The 21465-nt window shown below is 73.5% G+C and carries 18 protein-coding genes and 2 tRNA genes; 17 read left to right on the forward strand and 3 right to left on the reverse strand.

What is annotated here, in order from left to right; all coding sequences use genetic code 11:
• The first annotated feature begins 125 nt into the window (after positions 1-125).
• The 6 genes from CUT44_RS28725 (at position 126) to CUT44_RS28750 (ending at position 6834) form a co-directional block, all read left to right on the forward strand.
• On the forward strand, positions 126-1289 hold the full coding sequence (locus CUT44_RS28725) for an acyltransferase family protein (RefSeq protein WP_146252317.1): 1164 nt from the start codon (positions 126-128) through the stop codon (positions 1287-1289).
• A gap of 178 nt (positions 1290-1467) precedes the next feature.
• Positions 1468-2634 carry a glutamate 5-kinase gene (proB, locus tag CUT44_RS28730; protein WP_100204872.1) on the forward strand — a complete coding sequence of 389 codons (1167 nt, stop codon included), beginning with the start codon at positions 1468-1470 and terminating at the stop codon, positions 2632-2634.
• A 237-nt stretch (positions 2635-2871) separates the two neighbouring features.
• A complete protein-coding gene (locus tag CUT44_RS28735) occupies positions 2872-3345 on the forward strand; it encodes a hypothetical protein (RefSeq protein ID WP_233221731.1) in 474 nt (157 codons plus the stop codon).
• Positions 3346-3463: 118 nt separating this feature from the next.
• Entirely contained in the window at positions 3464-4771 is a 1308-nt protein-coding gene (locus CUT44_RS28740) for a glutamate-5-semialdehyde dehydrogenase (protein ID WP_100204873.1), read from the forward strand.
• Positions 4772-4854: 83 nt separating this feature from the next.
• A complete protein-coding gene (locus tag CUT44_RS28745) occupies positions 4855-5622 on the forward strand; it encodes an SCO2584 family spore wall biosynthesis protein (protein WP_100204874.1) in 768 nt (255 codons plus the stop codon).
• Between the two features lie 90 nt (positions 5623-5712).
• Positions 5713-6834 carry an SCO2583 family membrane protein gene (locus tag CUT44_RS28750; protein WP_100204875.1) on the forward strand — a complete coding sequence of 374 codons (1122 nt, stop codon included), beginning with the start codon at positions 5713-5715 and terminating at the stop codon, positions 6832-6834.
• Here CUT44_RS28750 and CUT44_RS28755 read toward each other — a convergent pair.
• The gene (locus CUT44_RS28755; protein WP_100204876.1) at positions 6812-7939 is read right to left on the reverse strand and encodes a M48 family metallopeptidase; all 1128 of its coding nucleotides are present in this window, start codon (positions 7937-7939) and stop codon (positions 6812-6814) included. The two genes, CUT44_RS28750 and CUT44_RS28755, sit on opposite strands and share 23 nt — an antisense overlap.
• 139 nt (positions 7940-8078) lie before the next feature.
• Between CUT44_RS28755 and CUT44_RS33660 the strand changes: the two genes are divergently transcribed.
• The 9 genes from CUT44_RS33660 to leuS all read left to right on the forward strand — a co-directional run bounded on the left by CUT44_RS33660 (position 8079) and on the right by leuS (position 16404).
• The gene (locus tag CUT44_RS33660; protein WP_199185870.1) at positions 8079-8237 is read left to right on the forward strand and encodes a hypothetical protein; all 159 of its coding nucleotides are present in this window, start codon (positions 8079-8081) and stop codon (positions 8235-8237) included.
• 55 nt (positions 8238-8292) lie between these two features.
• Positions 8293-8928, forward strand: coding sequence for a nicotinate-nucleotide adenylyltransferase (gene nadD / locus CUT44_RS28760; protein ID WP_100204877.1), 636 nt, complete (start codon positions 8293-8295; stop codon positions 8926-8928).
• Between the two features lie 13 nt (positions 8929-8941).
• Entirely contained in the window at positions 8942-10837 is a 1896-nt protein-coding gene (locus CUT44_RS28765) for an LCP family protein (protein ID WP_233221732.1), read from the forward strand.
• Positions 10838-10945: 108 nt separating this feature from the next.
• The gene (gene rsfS, locus CUT44_RS28770; protein WP_100204879.1) at positions 10946-11359 is read left to right on the forward strand and encodes a ribosome silencing factor; all 414 of its coding nucleotides are present in this window, start codon (positions 10946-10948) and stop codon (positions 11357-11359) included.
• Between the two features lies 1 nt (position 11360).
• The gene (locus tag CUT44_RS28775; RefSeq protein ID WP_408646822.1) at positions 11361-12014 is read left to right on the forward strand and encodes a histidine phosphatase family protein; all 654 of its coding nucleotides are present in this window, start codon (positions 11361-11363) and stop codon (positions 12012-12014) included.
• A gap of 124 nt (positions 12015-12138) precedes the next feature.
• Positions 12139-12211 (forward strand) — tRNA-Ala (locus tag CUT44_RS28780).
• A gap of 478 nt (positions 12212-12689) precedes the next feature.
• Positions 12690-12923 (forward strand): hypothetical protein, encoded by a 234-nt coding sequence (locus CUT44_RS28785; RefSeq protein WP_100204881.1) that lies wholly within the window; start codon positions 12690-12692, stop codon positions 12921-12923.
• Positions 12924-13103: 180 nt separating this feature from the next.
• Positions 13104-13176, forward strand: a tRNA-Ala gene (locus CUT44_RS28790).
• Positions 13177-13512: 336 nt separating this feature from the next.
• Positions 13513-16404 carry a leucine--tRNA ligase gene (gene leuS, locus CUT44_RS28795; protein ID WP_100204882.1) on the forward strand — a complete coding sequence of 964 codons (2892 nt, stop codon included), beginning with the start codon at positions 13513-13515 and terminating at the stop codon, positions 16402-16404.
• Between the two features lie 67 nt (positions 16405-16471).
• Here leuS and CUT44_RS34630 read toward each other — a convergent pair whose 3' ends face one another.
• Positions 16472-17707 carry a (Fe-S)-binding protein gene (locus tag CUT44_RS34630; protein ID WP_100204883.1) on the reverse strand — a complete coding sequence of 412 codons (1236 nt, stop codon included), beginning with the start codon at positions 17705-17707 and terminating at the stop codon, positions 16472-16474.
• The gene (locus CUT44_RS28805) at positions 17704-19164 is read right to left on the reverse strand and encodes an FAD-binding oxidoreductase (RefSeq protein WP_100204884.1); all 1461 of its coding nucleotides are present in this window, start codon (positions 19162-19164) and stop codon (positions 17704-17706) included. The genes CUT44_RS34630 and CUT44_RS28805 overlap by 4 nt, the downstream gene beginning before the upstream one ends.
• Before the next feature lie 243 nt (positions 19165-19407).
• Between CUT44_RS28805 and CUT44_RS28810 the strand changes: the two genes are divergently transcribed.
• Entirely contained in the window at positions 19408-20202 is a 795-nt protein-coding gene (locus tag CUT44_RS28810; RefSeq protein ID WP_199185871.1) for a hypothetical protein, read from the forward strand.
• A 97-nt stretch (positions 20203-20299) separates the two neighbouring features.
• The gene (locus tag CUT44_RS28815) at positions 20300-21148 is read left to right on the forward strand and encodes a DegV family protein (RefSeq protein ID WP_100204885.1); all 849 of its coding nucleotides are present in this window, start codon (positions 20300-20302) and stop codon (positions 21146-21148) included.
• The last annotated feature ends 317 nt before the right edge of the window (positions 21149-21465 follow it).

Raw genomic sequence — 21465 nt, forward strand, 5'->3', positions numbered from 1 at the left:
CGTCCCCCGCCGGCCCCCGTGCAGGGCCGGTCCCGCCCCGGCGCCGGGCCGGGCGAAGCCGTCGGGCCACGGGGGAGGGGGTCACTCCGTTATGAATCCGTGTCCATGTGGTTATGATGCGAAGGATGATTTTCGCCAGCCACGGACGTGCCCTTCCCCCCACGGCCCCCGATGGTGCGCGCGGGCCGGTGTTCGAGGCGTCCGCTCCCGGAGGTGGTGCCCGGCCCCGGGACGCGTTCCTGGACAACACCAAGTACCTGGCGATCGTCCTGGTCGCGGTCGCTCACGCCTGGGAGCCGCTGCGTGACACCTCGCGTGCCACGGAGGCGCTGTACCGATTCGTCTACGTCTTCCACATGCCGGCCTTCGTCATCGTCTCCGGCTACCTCTCCCGGGGCTTCGAGGGGCGGCCGGGGCAGCTCAGACGCCTGGTCACCGGGATCGCCCTCCCGTACCTGGTCTTCGAGACGGCCCTCACCCTGGTGCTGCGCTGGGCCGACGCACCGCAGCGGCCGTTCACCCTGCTCGACCCCGGCTACGGACTGTGGTTCCTGGTCGCCCTGTTCATCTGGCGGCTGACCGCTCCGCTGTGGGCGCTGCTGCGCCACCCGCTCGCCGTCAGTCTGGTGATCGCGGCACTGGCCAGTGTCAGCCCCGCCATCGGCGGGGATCTCGACCTCCAGCGGGTGCTGCAGTTCCTCCCCTTCTACGTGCTCGGTCTCCGGCTGAGGCCCGGGCACCTCCGGGCGGTGCGGTGCCGCACGGTCCGGCTGCTCGCGGTACCGGTCGCCGCCATGGTCCTCACGGTGGCCTACTGGAGTACCCCTGTGATCGACCGGAAGTGGCTCTTCCGCAGTTCCGCCGCGCAGGAACTGGGCGCCCCCTGGTGGAGCGGCCCGGTGATGACCGGGCTGCTCTTCGGCGGCGCCGTGGTGCTCACCGCCTGCTTCCTGGCCTGGGTGCCGTCGCACCGGACGTGGTTCACCACGCTGGGCGCCGGGACCATGTACGGCTATCTGCTGCACGTGTACCCCGTCCAGCTCTCCCGGGTCTGGGACTGGTACGGGCCCGGGTGGGTCGACTCACCCGTCGGCCGGGTCACGGTCACCCTGGCCGCCGCCGCGACGGTGACCGTGCTGTGCACGCCGCCCGTCAGACGCGTCTTCCGGTTCGTCGTCGAGCCGAGAGCACAGTGGCTGTTCCGGCAGGACGCCGCCGACGCCGCACGGAAGCGCCTCGCCGCGGAGCGCCCGGTCCGCGCGGAGGAGCTCGTCCGGGTGGCCCGCTGACTCCTGCCGGCCACCCGCCGCTCCCGGTGGTCCCGAGTGCCCTGCCGCCGCCCGCGCGCGAGGATGGGGTCCGACGGGCGGAACGGCCGCGCCGACGGGTGCGCGGTTGGCATAGATTGCCGCCTTGACCGGTGCGGACGCACCCGGACGGCACGAGGAAGAGCAGGGGGCGGCACGGGTGGCCAGCGCAGGGACCGGCACGGCACGGGATCTCCGGCAGGACGTACGGGACGCCCGCAGGGTCGTGGTGAAGATCGGGTCCTCCTCGCTCACCACGGCCGCGGGCGGCCTGGACGCGGACCGGGTGGACGCCCTGGTGGACGTGCTCGCCAGGCATGTCGCCCCGGCGGGCGGCGGGACGGCGGGCCGGCAGATCGTCGTGGTCTCCTCCGGTGCCATCGCCGCCGGGCTGGCCCCGCTGGGCCTGGCGCGGCGCCCCCGCGACCTGGCCCGCCAGCAGGCCGCCGCCAGCGTCGGCCAGGGCCTGCTGGTGGCCCGCTACACCGCCTCCTTCGCCCGGTACGGCCTGCGCGTCGGTCAGGTGCTGCTGACCTCGGACGACACCAGCCGCCGCGCGCACTACCGCAACGCCTACCGCACCCTGGACCAGTTGCTGGCCATGGGCGCGGTGCCGATCGTCAACGAGAACGACACCGTCGCCACCGACGAGATCCGCTTCGGCGACAACGACCGGCTGGCCGCGCTGGTGGCCCATCTGGTCCGCGCCGAGCTGCTCGTCCTGCTCTCGGACGTGGACGGCCTGTACGACGGGAACCCGGCCACTCCCGGCACCTCCCTCATCGAGGAGGTGCGCGGGCCGCGGGACCTGGCGGGGGTCGAGATCGGCAGCATCGGCCGGGCCGGGGTCGGCACCGGCGGCATGGTCACCAAGGTCGAGGCGGCCCGGATCGCCGCCGCGGCCGGGATCCCCGTGGTACTCACCTCCGCCGTCCGGGCCGCCGACGCCCTCGCCGGGCGGCACACCGGCACGTACTTCCACCGCACCGGCCGCCGGTCCGCCGGCCGGCTGCTGTGGCTGGCCCACGCCTCCACCCCGCGCGGCGCGCTGGTCCTGGACGACGGCGCGGTACGGGCCGTGGTGGAGCGGCGCACCTCGCTGCTGCCCGCCGGGCTGGCCGGGGTCGAGGGCGAGTTCTCGGCGGGTGACCCGGTCGAGCTGCGGGACGCCGCCGGGCGGGCCGTCGCCCGCGGACTGGTCAACTTCGACGCCCGCGAGATCCCCCGGCTGATCGGCCGCTCCACCCACGACCTCGCCCGCGAGCTCGGACCCGCCTACGAGCGGGAGGTCGTCCACCGCGACGACCTGGTGCTGCTGCGCCCCTGAGGTCCCCGGACGCCTCCGGTGCCTCCGGTGCACCCGGCGTCCCCGCCCTCCCGGGCGCCTCCGGCAGGGCGTCATACCCGTGCGAGATCGGCAAAAGCTCAGTCTTTCCACGGACACCTTCCCGAAAACCGCCACACGCCGGGCCGGAGCCTGGTCAACTTTGCTTCGTGGGCCGTGCCGGGACGGCGGCCCGCGGTACGGGCGAACGGAAGCGGAACATCACACGGGAGGCCGCCGGTGAGACGACTGACCAGCGTCGGCTCGGGCACTCCCCGGCGGAGCGAGGGTCCGGGGAACCCCTCGCGGAGCGGGGAGCGCAGACCCTGGACCGGACCCGGCCGGGGCGAGGGGAGCGACCGGCACCGCGGGGTGTCCCGGCTGTGGCACGTCACCCTGAGCGTCTCCGGGGCGGAGGTGCCCCTGAAGGAGGTCAGGCGGTCGCTCGAACAGCTCGCCCACGACCACCCCTTCCTGCTGACCAGCCGCTACGCGAACGACCACGCCGAGATCCGCTACTGGGAGGAGGCCCGCGACCTGCAGGACGCGGCGGCCGTCGCACTGCGGCTGTGGGGCGAGCACCGGGAGTCGGCCAAGCTGCCGCCGTGGGAGATCGTCGGGCTGGAGGTCGTCGGGCGTGAGACGTACCACCAGCGGGTGGCGGAGGGCTACGGCCCGCCGCCCGCCGTCCCGGCGGGCGTCCACCCGTTCTGACCTCCGCCCCCGCCGCGGCGCCCGGGGACGCCCGCCCGGCAGCCGTCTCGGAGCGCGGATGTCTCGGAGTGCGGAATCTCCGCCGGAAAACGCTCGCGTGCTGGCTAGGCTTGCGGACATGAGCCGCGCATCGCAGACCTCCGCCGTGACCGACCCCGTGACCGATGCCGGGAGCGTGACCGGGACCGCCCGCCGCGCGAAGGAGGCGGCCGCCGCCCTCGCCCCGCTGCCGCGCACGGCGCGGGACGGCGCGCTGCTCGCGATCGCCGACGCGCTGGTGGCCCGTACCGACGAGATCGTCACCGCCAACGCGGCCGACGTGGCGAAGGCCCGCGCCGCCGGGATCCCGGAGTCCACCGTCGACCGGCTGACCCTCACCCCTGAGCGGGTCGCCGCCATCGCCTCCGACGTACGGGAGGTGGTCGCGCTGCCCGACCCGGTCGGCGAGGTGGTGCGCGGCTCCACCCTCCCCAACGGTCTGGAACTGCGCCAGGTGCGGGTGCCGCTCGGGGTGGTCGGGATCGTCTACGAGGCGCGGCCCAACGTCACCGTGGACGCCGCCGTGCTGTGTCTGAAGTCCGGCAACGCGGTGCTGCTGCGCGGCTCGTCCTCCGCGTACGCCTCCAACACGGCCCTGGTCGCCGTACTGCGCGACGCGGTGGCCGCCGCCGGACTCCCGGCCGACGCCGTCCAGCTCGTGCCCGGCGAGAGCCGCGACAGCGTCAAGGAGCTGATGCGTGCCCGCGGCCTGGTCGACGTGCTGATCCCGCGCGGCGGCGCGGCCTTGATCAGGGCGGTCGTGGAGGAGTCCACCGTCCCCGTCATCGAGACCGGCACCGGCAACTGCCACGTCTACGTCGACGGGCGCGCCGACCTCGACACGGCCGTGGAGATCCTGGTCAACTCCAAGGCGCAGCGGCCCAGCGTCTGCAACTCCGCGGAGACCGTGCTGGTGCACGCCGACATCGCGGACGCCTTCCTGCCGCGCGCCCTGACCGCCCTGACGGAGGCCGGGGTGACCGTCCACGGCGACGAGGCCTGGGTGCGGGCGGGCGCGGCCGAGGGCGTGAAGGTGGTGCCCGCGACCGACGAGGACTGGGAGACCGAGTACCTCTCCTACGACATCGCCGCCGCCGTGGTGCCGTCCCTGGACGCCGCCGTGGCGCACATCCGCCGCTGGACCTCCGGCCACACCGAGGCGATCGTCACCTCCGACACCGCCGCGGCCCGCCGCTTCGTGTCGCTGGTGGACTCCACCGCCGTCATGGTCAACGCCTCGACCCGGTTCACCGACGGCGGCCAGTTCGGCTTCGGCGCGGAGATCGGCATCTCCACGCAGAAGCTGCACGCCCGCGGTCCCATGGGCCTGCCGGAGCTGACCTCCACCAAGTACGTCGTCACCGGCGAGGGCCACGTACGCGACTGATCCCGGTGGCCGTCCCGGCCGGCGGACGAGACGAATCCCCGTTATCCCTGCCCAAACTCCTCCGGCCGGTCTACGCTGGATGCGTGCCGGAGGATGTGGGGGGCCAGCCGTACGTGAACGGCGAGGAGCCCGAGGACCGCGACCGCACGGCGGCGGACGACGCGTTCGCCTCCGTGGTCTTCGACGAGTCCTTCGTCCGGGCGGCCCAGGTCCATGAGCCCACCGCCGCCGAACGCATACTCGCCGCCGCCCAGTCCGCCCAGGAGGCCGAGGCGGCGGTCGCGTCCGAGGAGCAGTACGGCTACGGGCCGCTGCGGGACGACCCGGAGGGTTCCGACCCCGACGAGGACGAGGACGAGGGCCGGTACGGCAGGTACCGGTACGGCCGCGTGGAGTTCGTGGACCGCGTCGACTACGTCGAGTACGTGGAGGACGCCGAGTACCCGCAGGACGCCGGCTTCGCCGCGTACACCGAGGACTGCGAAGACCCCGGGGACCCCGAGGGCGGCCGCCACGGCCACGCCCGCCGCTCCTACCGGGGCCATGCCCGCTGGCACCGGCCGGTCGCCTGGGTGCTCGCCGTGGTGATGGGCGTCGGCATCGTCGGGCTGGCCTTCGCCGCCGTCTACCGGGGCGCCGCCGGTCACCGGCAGCAGACCCCGACGCCGCCGCCCGCGACCACCGGCGTCAGCGGGGTCAGCGGCGCGGACACCCCGGCCCCGTCGGTCGGCGGTTCCGGTGCGCTCCCGCCGCTGTCCGTCCGCCACGTCACGTCCTCCCTGCGCCACCCGGCACCGCGGCCGGTCCCGGTGCCGCAGGGCCCGCGGGTGTCCTCCGCCGGGAAGCGGTAGGGCCGGGGCGGGTAGGCCACCCGGCGGACTTTCCGAAAACCTGGCTTGTCGGGACGTTTGTGAACCTTTCCGCAGACCTACCCTGAAAGTATGGCCGGGCCTGGAGACCCACCGCCCGAGGGCGCCCCGGGCGGTGGTGACGACGAGTACCGTTCCACGGTCTTCGACGAGTCCTTCGTACGCGCTGCCCGGCTCCAGGAGTTCTCCGCGCGGGAGCGGCTGGCGGACCACGAGCACCCGGTGCGCGCCCTGCCGTCCGAGTCCTCGCGCGGCCCGGTGTGGCAGGGCCTGGTCCTGGTGCTGCTGCTGGCGCTCGCCTTCGGCACCGCCGTCTACCTGGGCACCCGCCCCGCCCCGCACTCCCGGGAGCCGGTGGAACGGCAGCCGCTGAGCAGCACGGTGATCCCGCTCTCACCGGTCGGGACGGTGCCCGGCGGCCGGCCGGAGCGGCTCTTCGAGCGCAGCCCGGCCGCGGAGTTCTACGTCGGCGCCGCCGGGGTGACGCTGCCCCCGGCCCGCGCCACGGCCCACTTCGCCGAGAGCCAGGTGCTCGCCGCGCTGGCCACCGCCAAGGAGTACGTGGTCGAGAGTTCCCTCAACCCCGAGGTGCTGGGCGGCGGTACCGTGCGCCCGGTGCGGATACTGCTCGACCCGGACCAGCATCCGCAGTTCGACCGCAGTCTGGAGCGGCCCGCCGCCGACGGGCGCCATGCGGCGACCGGCTGGCTGCTGCGCTTCCACCCGGGCAGCACGGTGCTGACCGGCGCGGGAGTGCGGGTGCACGGCACGATGGAGATCCGGGAGGCGGGCTCCGGCGCCCTGGAGGTCCGCACCGACCACGTCCTCGTCTACGCCGTCCGTCCGGCTGTCTCTGCGGCGGATCGTCCCGCCTCCCCGGCGCCCCATGACGGGGAGGCCGGAGACGCCGGCGACGCCGACGTCTCCGGAGCCTCGCTGTTCACGGTGCGGCGCGAGCTGCTGCTGCGCTTCGACCGCGAGGACCTGCGCGACCAGCGGGTCACGGTGGAGCGGGCCACGGTGCGGGCCGGGCCGATGTCCTGCACCGCCCGGCCCCACGACGTGCTGCGGCCCCTGACGGCCGGGCAGACCACCGGGGACGACCGTCCCGCCGCCACCGATCCGTACGAGCGGGGGGACCCCGCCGTTCCGCTGTGCGGGACCCTGGACCCTAGCTCCCGGCCGGGCCCGTAGCGCCGCCGCCCGGGCCCCTGCCGCCGCTGCCACCGTCACCGCTGCCGTCACCGCCACTGTCACCGCCGCCGTCGCCCGGTCGCCCGGCGAAGCGGCCGCGCAGCTTGCCGCCGAGGTCCCCGGCGCCGTCGGTGAGGTCCCGCAACAGGCCCATCAGCGGGTCCTTGCTGGTGCGCACGGTCTCGGAGTAGTGGCTCGCGGACTGCCGGAACGATTCGTAGACCGAGGTCTCCTTGTCGTCCTCGCGCCGCGGGTAGTGGCCGTCCATGATCCGCTGGTAGTCGCGGCCGGAGGCCCAGCGGCGCAGCTCCGCGGCGCGCACCGTGGTGAAGGGGTGGCTGCGCGGCAGCACGTTGAGGATCTTCAGGACGGAGTCGCGCAGGTCGCCGCTGGACTCGTACTCCTCGGCCTGCTTCAGGAACGCGTCCACGTTCATCTGGTGCAGGTGGTTGCCGCCCGCGATCTTCATCAGACCGCGCATCGACGCCTGGAGGTCCTGGCCGACCAGCAGCCCGGCCCGGTCCGCCGACAGCTCCGACTTGCGGAACCACTCGCGCAGCGCCGTCACGATCGCCATGATCGCCACATTGCCCAGCGGTATCCACGCCACCTTCACGGCCAGACCCGTCAGGAAGAGCAGGATGGTGCGGTAGACCGCGTGACCGGACAGGGCGTGACCGACCTCGTGGCCGATCACCGCCCGCATCTCCTCCTCGTCCAGCAGCTCGATCAGCCCGGTCGTCACCACGATGATCGGCTCGTCCAGACCGATGCACATGGCGTTGGGCTTCGGATCCTGGGTGACGTACATCGGCGGGACCTTCTCCAGGTCCAGGATGTAGCAGGCGTCCCGCAGCATGGCGTACAGATGGCCGAACTGCGCGTCGTCCACCCGCACCGAGTCGGACAGGAACAGCAGCCGCAGGCTGCGCTCGGGCAGCAGCCCGCTCAGCGCCTTGAAGACGGTGTCGAACCCGCTCAGTCTGCGCAGCGCCACCAGCGCCGAACGGTCCGCGGGGTGCTCGTACGCCCGTGAGGAGATTCCCGGAAAACGCCGCCTGTTGCGGCCCGGGAGGTGTTCGGTACTGCCGTTGGCCTCGGTCATCGTCTGCCCCCTGCGGGTCTCGTCCGGCCCCGTCCCCCTGTCGCACCCCACCCTAGGCGGTGGGTGCCGCGCGCCACAGCATCCCGGCCCGCTTACGATGTGCCTCAAGTTTCCGCTCCTACCGGATGGGTCTGCCGAGATGACGCTCCCCGACACCGTGCACAGCCTCACCCTCCTCGCCGCCGAGAACGGCGAGCACGGCGAAGCGACCGTCAACCCGTACGTCACCGGTGTCGGCGCCTTCCTGGCCCTGATGCTGCTGCTGTGGATCACCACCCGCTTCAACCGGGACCGCTGAACTCCGCGTTCCCGGGAGCGGCGCGAACGGCATCGGACGGCTAAGGTCGGCACGCATGGGAGAGCACATAGTGCCCGGCACCGCAACCGCCGGGCGGCGGCTGGGTGTCATGGGCGGGACATTCGACCCGATCCACCACGGGCACCTGGTCGCGGCGAGCGAGGTGGCGGCGCGGTTCCACCTCGACGAGGTCGTCTTCGTGCCGACCGGACAGCCGTGGCAGAAGAGCCACAAGGTGGTGTCGCCGGCCGAGGACCGTTATCTGATGACGGTCATCGCGACCGCCTCCAACCCGCAGTTCTCGGTCAGCCGCATCGACATCGACCGCGGTGGCCGGACGTACACCATCGACACACTGCGGGACCTGCGGGCACTGGAACCCGACGCCGAACTGTTCTTCATCACCGGTGCGGACGCGCTCGCCCAGATCCTCACCTGGCGCGACGCCGAGGAGCTGTTCTCGCTCGCCCACTTCATCGGCGTCACCCGTCCCGGGCATCCGCTGGCCGACCCGGGACTGCCGGACGGCGGGGTGTCGCTGATCGAGGTCCCGGCGCTGGCGATCTCCTCGACGGACTGCCGCGCCCGAGTGGCGCAGGGGGATCCCGTCTGGTACCTGGTGCCGGACGGGGTGGTGCGTTACATCAACAAACGCCAGCTGTACCGGGACGCTCAGGCGCGGAAGAGCTAGAGGGGCGGCAGCCGTGAACGACCGACAGGACCCCTACGGGCCGGGAGAGCCGCCGCGGGCGGACGGCTACGGCTACGGCTACGACGAGTACGGCCGGCCCGTGCGCACCGAACCGCGGGACGGCTACCCCGCACCGGACGCCGGGGCGGGGCAGCAGCCCGCGTACGACGCGTACGACCCCTACGGAACGTACGCCTCCGGCGGCTACGCGCCCGACTCCTACGCCCAGGGCGCCCAGGACGCCTACCCTCCGGACGCCTACCCCCAGAACGGCTACTCCCCGGGCGCCTACTCCCAGGACCCTTATGCCCCGGAGGCCTACGGGCAGGATCCCTACCCCACCGGTTCCCCCTCCACCGACCCCTCCGCCTACGCCCCCGGCGGTTACCCCGCGCCGGACGCCGGGACGGGGCAGCAGCCCGCGTACGACCCGTACGACCCGTATCCGTCCGACACCGGTCAGCAGCCGCGGGCGGACGGCGTCTGGATCCCGCAGCAGCCCCAGACCCCCTGGTACGAGGAGGGGAGCGGGACCGCGGACGGCACGGCAGGAGCGGACGGCGCGGTCGCCTCCCCGGACAGGGACAGGGACAGGGACAGGGACTCGGGCACGGAGTCGGACTCGGGCACGGGTGCGGACGACGAGTACCGGACCGAGGAGTTCTCCTTCGTCGAGGAGCAGGATGGGGAGACCGAGGACGTCATCGACTGGCTGAAGTTCTCCGAGAACCGCACCGAGCGGCGCGAGGAGGCCAAACGCCGGGGCCGCAACCGCACGGTGGCGCTGGTCGTCACGCTCGCCGTGGTGCTGGTCGGCGGGGCCGGCTGGCTGTGGGCCGCGGGCCTGCTGCCCGGGATGTCCGGTTCCGAGGACTCGGGCCCGGCGGCGGGCGGCGCCCAGAAGCGCTCGGTGATCGTCGTCCACCTGCGCGAGGTGGACGGCGGCGAGACCTCCACCGCGCTGCTGGTCAACAACGAGGCGGCGGGGAAGGGCACCACGGTCCTGCTGCCCAACTCCCTGGCCGTCTCCTCCGCCGGCGGGACGGGCACGGCGACCACGCTCGGCAAGGCGTTCCAGTCCGAGGGCGCCGCCGCCACCCGCGACGCACTGGGCCTGCTGCTCGGCACCGAGATCCGGGGCACCTGGCGGCTGGACACCCCCTATCTGTACAAGTGGGTCGAGCTGGTAGGCGGCATCACCGTCGACGCCGACACCACCGTGCCCGGCGCCAAGAAGGGCGACGACCCACTGGTCGAGAAGGGCAAGGAGCGGGACCTCGACGGGAACGCCGCCGTCGCCTACGCCACCCACCGGGCCGCCGGGGAGCCCCAGAGCAAGCAGCTCGTCCGGTTCGGCCAGGTGGTCGAGGCCACGCTGGAGAAGATGTCCGACGACCCGGCGACCGCCATCAAGACCGTCGGCGCGCTGGCCCAGATACACGACCCGTCCCTGACGGAGTCCCAGCTCGGGGCCAGTCTCGCCCCGCTGGCCGGGTACGCGAAGAAGGGCGACCACGCCACCGAGCTGCTGCCGGTGGAGGAGGACGGCACCCTGAGCGAGAAGGTCAGCGACGGCCTGGTCAAGGACGTGCTCGGCGGCACGGTGAAGAACGCCGACCCGGACGCCACCCCGCGGGTGAGCCTGAAGAACGCCACCGGGGAGGAGTCCGCCGTCGGCACCGCCCGGGTGACGCTGGTGAACGCCGGGTACACCGTGGTCGGCGGCGGCGCGGGCTCCGCCCGGGGGAGCAGCCGGGTGACGTACGCGGATCCGGCGGACAAGGCGAAGGCCGAGGAGGTCGCCAGGACGCTCGGGCTGCCGGAGAAGTCCGTGGCCAAGGCCAAGGGCGCGGCGAACGCCGATGTGACGGTGGTGCTGGGCGGGGACTACGAGCCCGCGGACGGCTGACGGCCGGGGCGCGGGCGGGGCGGCGGCCGCCGCGGCCGGCGGGAGCCGGACCGCGGCGGATCGTGAGATCCTGGAGGGGTTGTTGACCACCGATCGAAAGCGTTGCCTGTGACCGCCACGGACCGCTCCATCGAGCTGATCAGCGCAGCCGCCCAGGCCGCCGCCGACAAGCTCGCCCACGACATCGTCGCGTACGACGTCAGCGATGTGCTCTCCATCACCGACGCCTTCCTGCTGGCGTCCGCCCCCAACGACCGTCAGGTCAAGTCGATCGTCGACGAGATCGAGGAGCGGCTGCAGAAGGAGAAGGGGGTCAAGCCGGTCCGCCGGGAGGGCGAGCGCGAGGGCCGCTGGGTCCTGCTCGACTTCGTCGACATCGTGGTGCACGTCCAGCACAGCGAGGAGCGGGTCTTCTACGCGCTGGAACGGCTGTGGAAGGACTGCCCGCGGCTCGATCTGCCGGAGGACGCCGAGGCCACCCGGGGCAAGGGCGAGGCCGCCGCGCGCGAGGGCGGTGAGTGAGCTGAACGGACGGGTGGCGGGACGCGGCCGCCGCATCGTGCTGTGGCGGCACGGCCAGACCGCGTGGAACCTCGAGCGCCGCTTCCAGGGCACCACGGACATCGAGCTGACCGAGACGGGTCTGGAGCAGGCACGGCGCGCGGCCCGGCTGCTCGCGGCGCTCAGACCGGACGCGATCATCGCCTCCGACCTGAGGCGCGCCGCCGACACCGCCGCCCAGCTGGCCGCGGTCACCGGCCTGGAGGTCTCCCACGACGAGGGGCTGCGCGAGACGTACGCGGGCGTCTGGCAGGGCCTGACGCACGAGGAGATCGTCGACCGGTACGGCGAGGAGTACGCCGCCTGGAAGCGCGGCGAGCCCGTGCGGCGCGGCGGCGGCGAACTGGAGACCGAGGTGGCCGAGCGCGCGGCGCCGGTCGTCGAGCGCAGCGCCGACAAGCTGCCGGACGGCGGGGTGCTGGTGGTGGTCAGCCACGGCGGCACCATCCGCACCACCATCGGCCGGCTGCTCGGTCTGGAGCCGCGCTCCTGGGAGGCGCTGGGCGGGCTGACCAACTGCTGCTGGTCCGTCCTGGGCGAGGGCGCCCGCGGCTGGCGGCTGCTGGAGCACAACGCCGGGACGCTCCCCGAGCCGGTCCTCGGCGACGACGTCTGACCGGCGGGACCCGGGAGGGCGCGGCTCCGGGCGGGCCGGGGGCGGATTTCGCATCCGGGCAGGTCACCGGTTAAGCTTCTTCCCGTTCACGGCACCGCGGTGGAAACGGCGGAGCCGCGGGTTCGGGGCTATAGCTCAGTTGGTAGAGCGCTTGCATGGCATGCAAGAGGTCAGGAGTTCGATTCTCCTTAGCTCCACAGGACATCCGATCCCGTCCCCGTCCGGCAGGGGGCGGGATCGTCGTTTTCCGCCGGAACCCGTCCTGACCGGCCCCGGCTGCCGGCCCCGGCTGCCGGGCCCGCCTCCCGTTCCTCCAGCCCCTTTCCGTTCCGCCTCGTCCCGCCCCCTCGTCCGGCCGTGGCCGGCACCGCGGTGCCCGGCGCGGTTCCGGTCCGTGAACGGGGGCCGTTGAACGGAGCGGGGGCCTCCGGCGTACTCCTGCCCGGGAGCGGAGCATGGCAGAATCGGAGCACTGGACAAGGCGGCGTACCACCGGAGCGGCTCGGTGGGCGCTATGCCGAGGAGGGACACCGCGATGCCGAGGGGTTCCACGGCTCCACGGTTGTCGGTCCGTGGATCGGAAGACGTCGCCGGAGCGTTCGGGAGCAATGGAGACAACGGAGGGTTTTCCCACGTGCGCACGCCCGCGGCCACGGCTGGAGTTGACTGACGGACATGGGTGCACACAGCAGGAAGTGCGACTGGTGCGGAAGGGGCACCCCGATCGTCCGCGACATGGAACCGGTCAACGCGGCCTACCAGTACTGGTGCGTCGAGTGCGCGCGGGCGCTGATCATCAAGGGTGACCCGATCGAGATCTACCGGGAGCTGGAGGGCGAGCCGATCTACGGGCGGCTGCTGGAGGAGCACTGCACTCTCAAGCGTTTCTACTCGTTCGTGGCGGCCTGATCGCGTCATCGGTCCCGCCGCCGGGAGCCGGGGCCCGCCACGGGCCCCGGCTCCCGGCGGCTCTCCCGCTTCTTCCGTGCCTTCCGGGGGCGGCGCGGCCGGATATGGATTTGGTGAAGTGCGGCGGGGGCCGTGTAGAGTAGGCGTCGCCGCCGCGGGAGACCGCGAGCGGACCACCTCGGGGCTATAGCTCAGTTGGTAGAGCGCTTGCATGGCATGCAAGAGGTCAGGAGTTCGATTCTCCTTAGCTCCACACCGAGGAGAGAGCGGGTCGCCCGGAAGGGCGGCCCGCTCTCGTGTTTCACCCGGTGTTCCACCGGTCCGGGCTGTGGACGGAATACCGGCCCCGTCAGGCCCTTGCGGTACCCTGACGCCATGCGTGCCGTACGCCTTCTGCTTAGCGGGCCGCGCTGAACGACCGCCGACTTCCCGGCCCGGCCGGGAGAGCCGGAATCAGCGCGGCGTCCCCTCCTGTGCGAGGGGTTTTTTGCTTTCCGGGCCACGGCTGCTCCGCGGGCCGCGGCGCACCGGGCCCCGCCCGGGCCCGGGTTCCCGCGGGCAGATGACGACCGATGGAGCTTAGAGGACGATGAGCGAGACCACCGCCGCCGCGGAGACCGCGGCCCCCCATCGCTACACGGCCGCGCTGGCCGCCGAGATCGAGGCGCGCTGGCAGGACTTCTGGGAGGAGCAGGGCACCTACGAGGCGCCCAACCCCGTCGGCGACCTGGCCGGGGACCGGGAGACGGTGGCCCGGCCCAAGCGGTTCATCATGGACATGTTCCCGTACCCCTCGGGTGCCGGACTGCACGTCGGACACCCGCTGGGCTACATCGCCACCGACGTCGCCGCGCGCCATCTGCGCATGACCGGCCACAATGTCCTGCACACCCTGGGCTTCGACGCCTTCGGCCTGCCCGCCGAGCAGTACGCCGTGCAGACCGGCACCCATCCGCGGATCTCCACCGAGGCCAACATCGAGAACATGCGGGCCCAGCTGCGACGGCTGGGCCTGGGGCACGACCGGCGCCGCTCGTTCGCCACGATCGAACCGGACTACTACCGCTGGACCCAGTGGATCTTCCTGCAGATCTTCAACTCCTGGTACGACGAGGAGGCCGGCCGGGCCCGTCCGATCGCCGAACTGGCCGAGCGCTTCGAGAGCGGCACGCGTCCCACCCCCGACGGCAGGCCCTGGAGCGAGCTGAGCGAGACCGAGCGGGCCGACGTGCTGGGCGGGTACCGCTTGGCCTACGCCTCGGACGCACCGGTCAACTGGTGCCCCGGCCTGGGCACCGTCCTGGCCAACGAGGAGGTCACCGCCGAGGGCCGCTCCGAGCGCGGCAACTTCCCCGTCTTCAAGGCCAAGCTGCGCCAGTGGAACATGCGCATCACCGCGTACGCCGAGCGGCTGCTGGAAGACCTGGACACGCTGGACTGGCCCGAGGCCATCAAGCTGCAGCAGCGCAACTGGATCGGCCGCAGCGAGGGCGCCCGCGTCGAGTTCCCGGTCGAGGGAGCCGCCGGCGCCACCGAGCGGATCACCGTCTTCACCACCCGCCAGGACACCCTGTTCGGCGCCACCTACATGGTGCTGGCCCCCGAGCACGGCCTGGTGGACCGGATCGTCCCCGGAGCCTGGCCCGAGGGCACCCGGGAGGCGTGGACCGGCGGCCACGCCACTCCCGCCGAGGCGGTCTCCGCCTACCGCAAGCAGGCCGCGGCCAAGTCGGACGTCGAGCGGCAGGCCGAGGCCGGCGAGGACCGGGAGAAGACCGGCGTCTTCACCGGCGCCTGGGCCGTCAACCCGGCCAACGGCGAACGGATCCCGGTGTTCGTCGCCGACTACGTGCTGATGGGCTACGGCACCGGCGCCGTCATGGCCGTCCCCGCGCACGACAGCCGCGACTTCGCCTTCGCCCGTGCCTTCGAACTGCCGATGCGCTGCGTCGTCGAGCCCACCGACGGACGCGGCACCGACCCCGCCGGCTGGGACGACGCCTTCGCCTCCCACGACGCGCGGATCGTCAACTCCACCGGCGGGGGAGTGACGCTGGACGGCCTGGGCGTGGCCGAGGCCAAGGCCCGGATGAGCCAGTGGCTGGCCGAGCGCGGCATCGGCGAGGGCACCGTCAACTACCGGCTGCGCGACTGGCTGTTCAGCCGCCAGCGCTACTGGGGCGAGCCCTTCCCGATCGTCTACGACGAGGACGGCGTCGCCCACGCGCTGCCCGAGTCGATGCTGCCGCTGGAACTGCCCGAGGTCGAGGACTACTCGCCGCGCACCTTCGACCCCGACGACGCCGACACCGAGCCCGAGACCCCGCTGTCGCGGAACCAGGACTGGGTGAACGTCACCCTGGACCTGGGCGACGGCCGCGGCCCGCGCCGGTTCCGCCGCGAGACCAACACCATGCCCAACTGGGCCGGTTCGTGCTGGTACGAGCTGCGCTACCTGGACCCGGACAACAGCGAGAAGCTGGTCGACCCGGAGATCGAGCGGTACTGGATGGGCCCGCGCGAGGGGATGCCCACCGGCGGCGTCGACCTGTACGTCGGCGGCGCCGAGCACGCCGTGCTGCACCTGCTGTACGCGCGCTTCTGGTCCAAGGTGCTGTACGACCTGGGCCACATCTCCTCGGCCGAGCCGTTCCACAAGCTGTTCAACCAGGGCATGATCCAGGCGTACGTCTACCGCGACGCGCGCGGCATCGCAGTGCCCGCCGCGGAGGTGACCGAGCGCGACGGCGCGTACTGGTACCACGGCGAGAAGGTCAGCCGGACGCTGGGCAAGATGGGCAAGTCCCTGAAGAACGCCGTCACACCGGACGAGATCTGCGCCGAGTACGGCGCCGACACGCTGCGTCTGTACGAGATGGCCATGGGTCCGCTGGACGTGTCGCGGCCGTGGGACACCCGGGCGGTCGTCGGCCAGTACCGGCTGCTGCAGCGGCTGTGGCGCAACGTCGTCGACGAGGCGACCGGCGAGGTCACGGTCGTCGACGCCGAACCGGACGAGGAGACCCTGCGCGCGGTCCACAAGGCGGTCGACGGGGTGCGCAAGGACATGGAGAACCTGCGCTTCAACACCGCCATCGCGAAGATCACCGAGCTGAACAACCACGCCACCCGGCTGCGGGAGGTGCCGCGCTCGGTGGCCGAGCACCTGGTGCTGCTGATCGCGCCGCTGGCCCCGCACGTCGGCGAGGAGCTGTGGCACCGGCTGGGCCACACCGGCAGTGTCGTGTACGCGCCCTTCCCCGTCGCCGACCCGCGGTACGTGGTGGACGAGACGGTGACCTGTGTCGTGCAGGTCAGGGGCAAGGTCAGGGCCCGGCTGGAGGTCTCCCCGGACATCTCGGACGCTGATCTGGAGGCCCGGGCGCTGGCCGAGCCCGCGATCGTGGCCGCGCTGGGCGGTGCGGACCTCCGCAAGGTGATCGTCCGGGCGCCGAAGCTGGTGAACGTCGTCCCGGCCTGACCGCGGACCGCGGACCGCGGACCGGCCGGGACGGGTGAGGGGCGCGGGGCCCGCGGTCCCGCGCCCCTCACCTCCCCGCTGCCCAGCCCTCCGCCGGGTCACCGGTCCCGTCGCCCTCCGCGGGCTCCGCGGGCTTCCCCGGCCGCGCGGCCATGGCGAGCAGTTCGGCGAGATGGACCGCCTTCACCCGGGAGCGCCGGCGGCGCAGCCCCTGGCGGAGCTGGCGCAGACAGCCGGGGTTGACCGTCACGACGTAGTCCACGTCCAGCTCCGCCAGGGCGTCCAGCTTGGGATCCAGAACGGCCCTGCTGTCGTCCGGCCGCAGCATCGCGTACGTCCCGGCGGCGCCGCAGCAGACACCCGCGCCCGGGAGCTCGACGTAGTCGGCGACCGCGGCGACGAGCTCCCGGGGCTGCCGGACCACGCCCAGCCCGTTGCGCAGGTGGCAGGAGTCCTGGAGCGTGACCCGCGCCCGGCGGTCGCCCGCCCTGACCTCGCCCGCCGGCCGGTGGCCGGCGTGGTCGAGGTACTCGCTCAGTTCGCGGACGCGGTCGCGGCCGAGGTGGTGGGCGAGATGGGCGGCGCAGCCGCCGGCGGTGGTCACGACGGTGCCGGACAGCCGCTCACCGAGCGCGCGGGCCAGGGCGGCGCCGGTGGCGGAGTCGCCGTTGTGGGCGTGCAGGGCGCCGCAGCAGCCCTGGCCGGCGGGGACGGCGAGTTCCGGCCGCAGTTCCCGGGCGGCCCGGGAGACCGCCGGGTACAGACCGCGTTCCACGCAGCCCAGCATCAGCGAGACGGGCTGTTTCCGCTCCTGTTCCTGTTCCGGCCCGTGTTCCCGTTCCGGCCCGTGTTCCGGTTCCTCCTCCGGCGCGGCCCCGCCGCGGGCATGGCGGCGTACGAGCCCCTGGAGCCCCAGCACTCCGGGCCGGGACACCAGCGCCGTCAGCCCGCGGGCGATCAGGGGCCGGCCGGCCCCCTGCCACTGGTGGTCGCGCCACTGTTCCAGCAACCGCCCGTACTCCACGCCCGCCGGGCAGACCGTCTCACAGGCCCGGCAGCCCAGACAGAACGACGACTCCTCGGCCAGCGTGGGGTCGTCCGGCGCGAGATCACCGGACTCCAGCGCCCGCATCAGGGTGATGCGGCCGCGCGGGGAGGAGGTCTCCTGACCGGTGAGGTCGTAGGTGGGGCAGGCGGGCAGGCAGAACCCGCAGGAGATGCAGCGGTCGAGCAGCTCCTTGTCGAAGACGCCGCGGCCCTGCTCTCCGCCCGGGCCGGGGGGCGTGCTCGCGGGCCCGGTCACGATCCCAGCTTTCCTGGGTTGAGGATGCCCGCCGGGTCGAAGGCCAGCTTGATGCGGCGCAGCAGGTCGACCTGGTCGGTGCCGATCCGGTCGGCCAGATAGGGCAGCTTGGCGGCGCCGACGCCGTGCTCGCCGGTGATGGTGCCGTCCATGGCGATGGCGGCGGCGAAGATCTCGCCGAACGCCGTGTGGGCGCGGTCGGCACCCTCGGTGTCGTCGGGGTCCAGTACGCAGGTGGGGTGGAGGTTGCCGTCCCCGGCGTGCCCGAAGGTGGCGATCCGCAGGCCGTGGCGGTCGGCGATCTCGTCGATGCGGTCCACCATCTCGGCGAGCCGGTGGCGGGGCACGGTGGCGTCCTCCAGGATCGTCAGCGAGCCCAGCCGGGAGAGTGCCGGGAGCGCGCAGCGGCGGGCCGCGAGCAGGGCGTCGGAGCGGGCGATGTCCTCGGCGAGGGTGACCTCCAGCGCGCCGGACCCGGTGCACACCTCCCCGATGCGGGCGAGGGTGCCGGCCACGGTGCGCGCCGGTCCGTCGTCGCCGAAGAGCAGCAGCGCCCCGGCGTCCTGCCGCAGTCCGAGCCCGGCGAACTCCTCGACGGCGGAGACGCACTTGCGGTCGAGGAACTCCAGGGTGGCCGGGACGATCCCGTCGGCGATGACGGCCGCCACGGCGCGGGAGGCGTCGGCGAGGGAGCCGAAGTAGGCCACGCCGGTGCCGGTCTCCTCGGGCGCGGGCAGCAGGGCCACGGTGACCTCGGTGATCACCGCGAGCGTGCCCTCGGAGCCGGTGAGCAGCCGGGTGAGGTCGTAGCCGGCCACGTCCTTCCACAGCCGGCCGCCGGTGCGGATGACCTCACCGGTGGGCAGGACGGCCTCCAGACCGAGCACGTGGTTGCGGGTGACGCCGTACTTCAGGCCGCGCAGACCGCCGGCGCAGGTCGCCACGTTGCCGCCGACGGTGGAGACGGTGCGGCTGCCGGGGTCGGGGGCGTAGAGCAGGCCCCGTGCCGCGGCCGCGTCGGCGAGGGCGGCGGTGGTGACCCCGGTCTGCACGCGGGCCAGCAGCTCGCCCGGGCTGATCTCCAGGATGCGGTCGAACCGGGTCAGGGCCATGACGACGCCCCCGCTCAGGGGCACGGTGGCGGCGCACAGGTTGGAGCCGGCGCCGCGCGGTACGACGGGCACGCCCCGTTCGGTGGCGTACCGCAGGATCGCGGCGACCTCCTCGGTGCTGCCCGGCAGCACCACGGCCTGCGGCCGGGCGCTGAACAGGGGGGTGGCGTCGCGGGCGTAGGCGGCGAGCGCGCCGTCGTCCACCCGGACGTGCTCGCGGCCCACGACGGCGGCCAGGTCCTCGGCCAGGGCGTCGGCCGGGTCCCCGGCCGGGCCGTCGGCCCGGGTTCCGCCCGGGGCCCGGGTTCCGGCCCGTCTCCCGGCTCGTCGCGTCCACGCGGTCATCAGCGCATCACCATCCAGCCCGGTAACGGTGTCCACGGCCAGTAGACCAGCGGCGGGCGGCCACCGGCAGGTCCGGTGCGGCGATCCGGCCGGAACGCGTGTCACACAGGTGAGGCGAAGTGGGCCCGCCGGACCCCGGCTCGCCGGAACCCCTGACCGCCGTTCCCCGTTTACCCTGGAGGGACGGCCGTCCCCCCGGCCCGGGGCGGGGCGGCGACACACGGTGGACGAGGGAGCGGCCTTGTGGAGTTCGTCATCGGTCTGGTGGCACTGCTCGTCGTGCTCTTCGTGACGGTCGGCACCATCGCCGCCGTGAAGACCGCACGTGCGGTCAAGCGCGGCGTGGAACGGGCCGGAGTCCAGGCACGGCGGACGGTGGAGGACACCGCGCTCAAGGCCCGCGGCGCCCAGCCCGGCCCGGTGGGCGAGCTGGCCCGGCTCCGGCTGGAGCTGCGCTCCTCCCTCGACAGCACCCGCCGCGCCCTGGAGACCGGGATGCGGCACGACCCCTCGCTGAGCGAGTCCGCCGGGCTGCTCGACCGGCTGGACGAGCACGCCCGCCAGCTCGACGGGGAACTGCGGCTGCTGATGGACCGTGAGCCGGACCGTTCCCGGATCGCCGCCCGGCTGCCGGAGGCGCGCGAGCGCGCCCAGCGCATCCGGTCCTCCGCGGACTCCCTCCGCTTCGCCGCACAGGACCGCGCCCAGCGGTACGACGAGGACGAGCTGGCCGCGCTGAGCCAGCAGATCGAGCTGGAGGCGGGCGCACTGCGGCACTGGACCGAGCCGGACACCGTTCCCGGCACCGCCCCCGCCCCGGGGGTCACCGGCTCCGCCCCGGCTCCCGGCATCCCCGGCGGCTCTGAAGCCTCCGGCACCTCCGACCTGGGCTCCGACCTGGGCGCTTCGGCCCCGGAAGCGCCCAGGCGCACGAATTTCCGCAAGGACGGCGCTCCGGAACCGGCCCCCGAGCCGGGGCGCGAATCCGGACGTGAGCCGGGCCCGGACTTCGGCAGGGGACGTCCGCAGAGCGCGTGAGGACGTGCGGGGCGCCGCGCGGCGGGCAGCCGGCCGGCGGGCCGTACCACGCGGTTCACGTCGCCTTCACCGGGAGGTGACCGGTAATCTCCGCCTCATGTCCAGCCATGTCGCGATCGTCACCGACTCCACGGCCTACCTGCCGAGGGCGGCGCTGGAGCACCACCGCATCACCTCGGTGCCGCTGACCGTGGTGCTGGGCGACCGGGCGCTGGAGGAAGGCACCGAGATCTCCGCCCAGTCGCTGGCCGAGGCGCTCAGGAAACGGCGTCCCGTGACCACCTCCCGGCCCGCGCCGCGGGTGTTCGCCGACACCTATCGCGCCATCGCCGAGCAGGCGGACGTGGCGGGCATCGTCTCCCTCCACCTGTCGGCGGAGATCTCCGGCACCTACGACGCGGCCGTGCTCGCCGCACGGGAGGCCCCCGTACCGGTACGGGTCGTGGACACCGGCATGGTGGCGATGGCCCTGGGCTTCTGTGCCCTGACCGCCGCCGTGACCGCCGAGGCGGGCGGCTCGCTGGACGAGACGGTCGCCGCCGCCCGGAAGCGCGCCGAGGACACCTCCGCCTTCTTCTACGTCGACACCCTGGACTATCTGCGGCGCGGCGGCCGCATCGGCGCCGCCCGGGCGCTGCTGGGCTCGGCGCTGGCGGTCAAGCCGTTGCTGGAGCTGGCGGACGGCCGCATCGAGCTGCTGGAGAAGGTGCGCACCGCGTCACGGGCCATCGCCCGGCTGGAGGAGATCGCGGCGGACCGGGCGGGCGGTTCGGCCGTGGACATCGCCGTACACCACCTGTCGGCGGCCGACCGGGCCGAGCAGCTCGCGGAGCGGCTGCGGGAACGGGTGCCGGGGCTGAAGGACCTGCACGTCAGCGAGGTGGGCGCGGTCATCGGCGCGCACACCGGACCGGGGCTGTTGGGTGTGGTGGTGTCACTCGGGTAGGTGACGGAGTTGTCCACAGCCGGTGGGTGGTCCACAGAAAAGGACCATGATCACCAGGGGTGGTCCGTCCCGCCTACCGTCGACCGGCATGAGCACCCGAACCTCTTCCTCTTCCTCTTCCCCTTCCCGCGCCCATGCCCGCTCGCGCCCCCTTCCGGCCGGTCCCGGCCGCCACCGCGTTCCGGCCGGCCCCGGCCGTCTGACCAAGCTGCGTACCTCCCGGCGGACCACCACCGCGGCGACGGCCGTGCCGTTGAGCGAGCGGGCCGACGCCCTCCTGCCGGACGTGCCGCCGGCCGCCGGCCCGGAGCCGTGCG

It is taken from the genome of Streptomyces carminius (genome assembly GCF_002794255.1).
GTDB lineage: Bacteria > Actinomycetota > Actinomycetes > Streptomycetales > Streptomycetaceae > Streptomyces > Streptomyces carminius.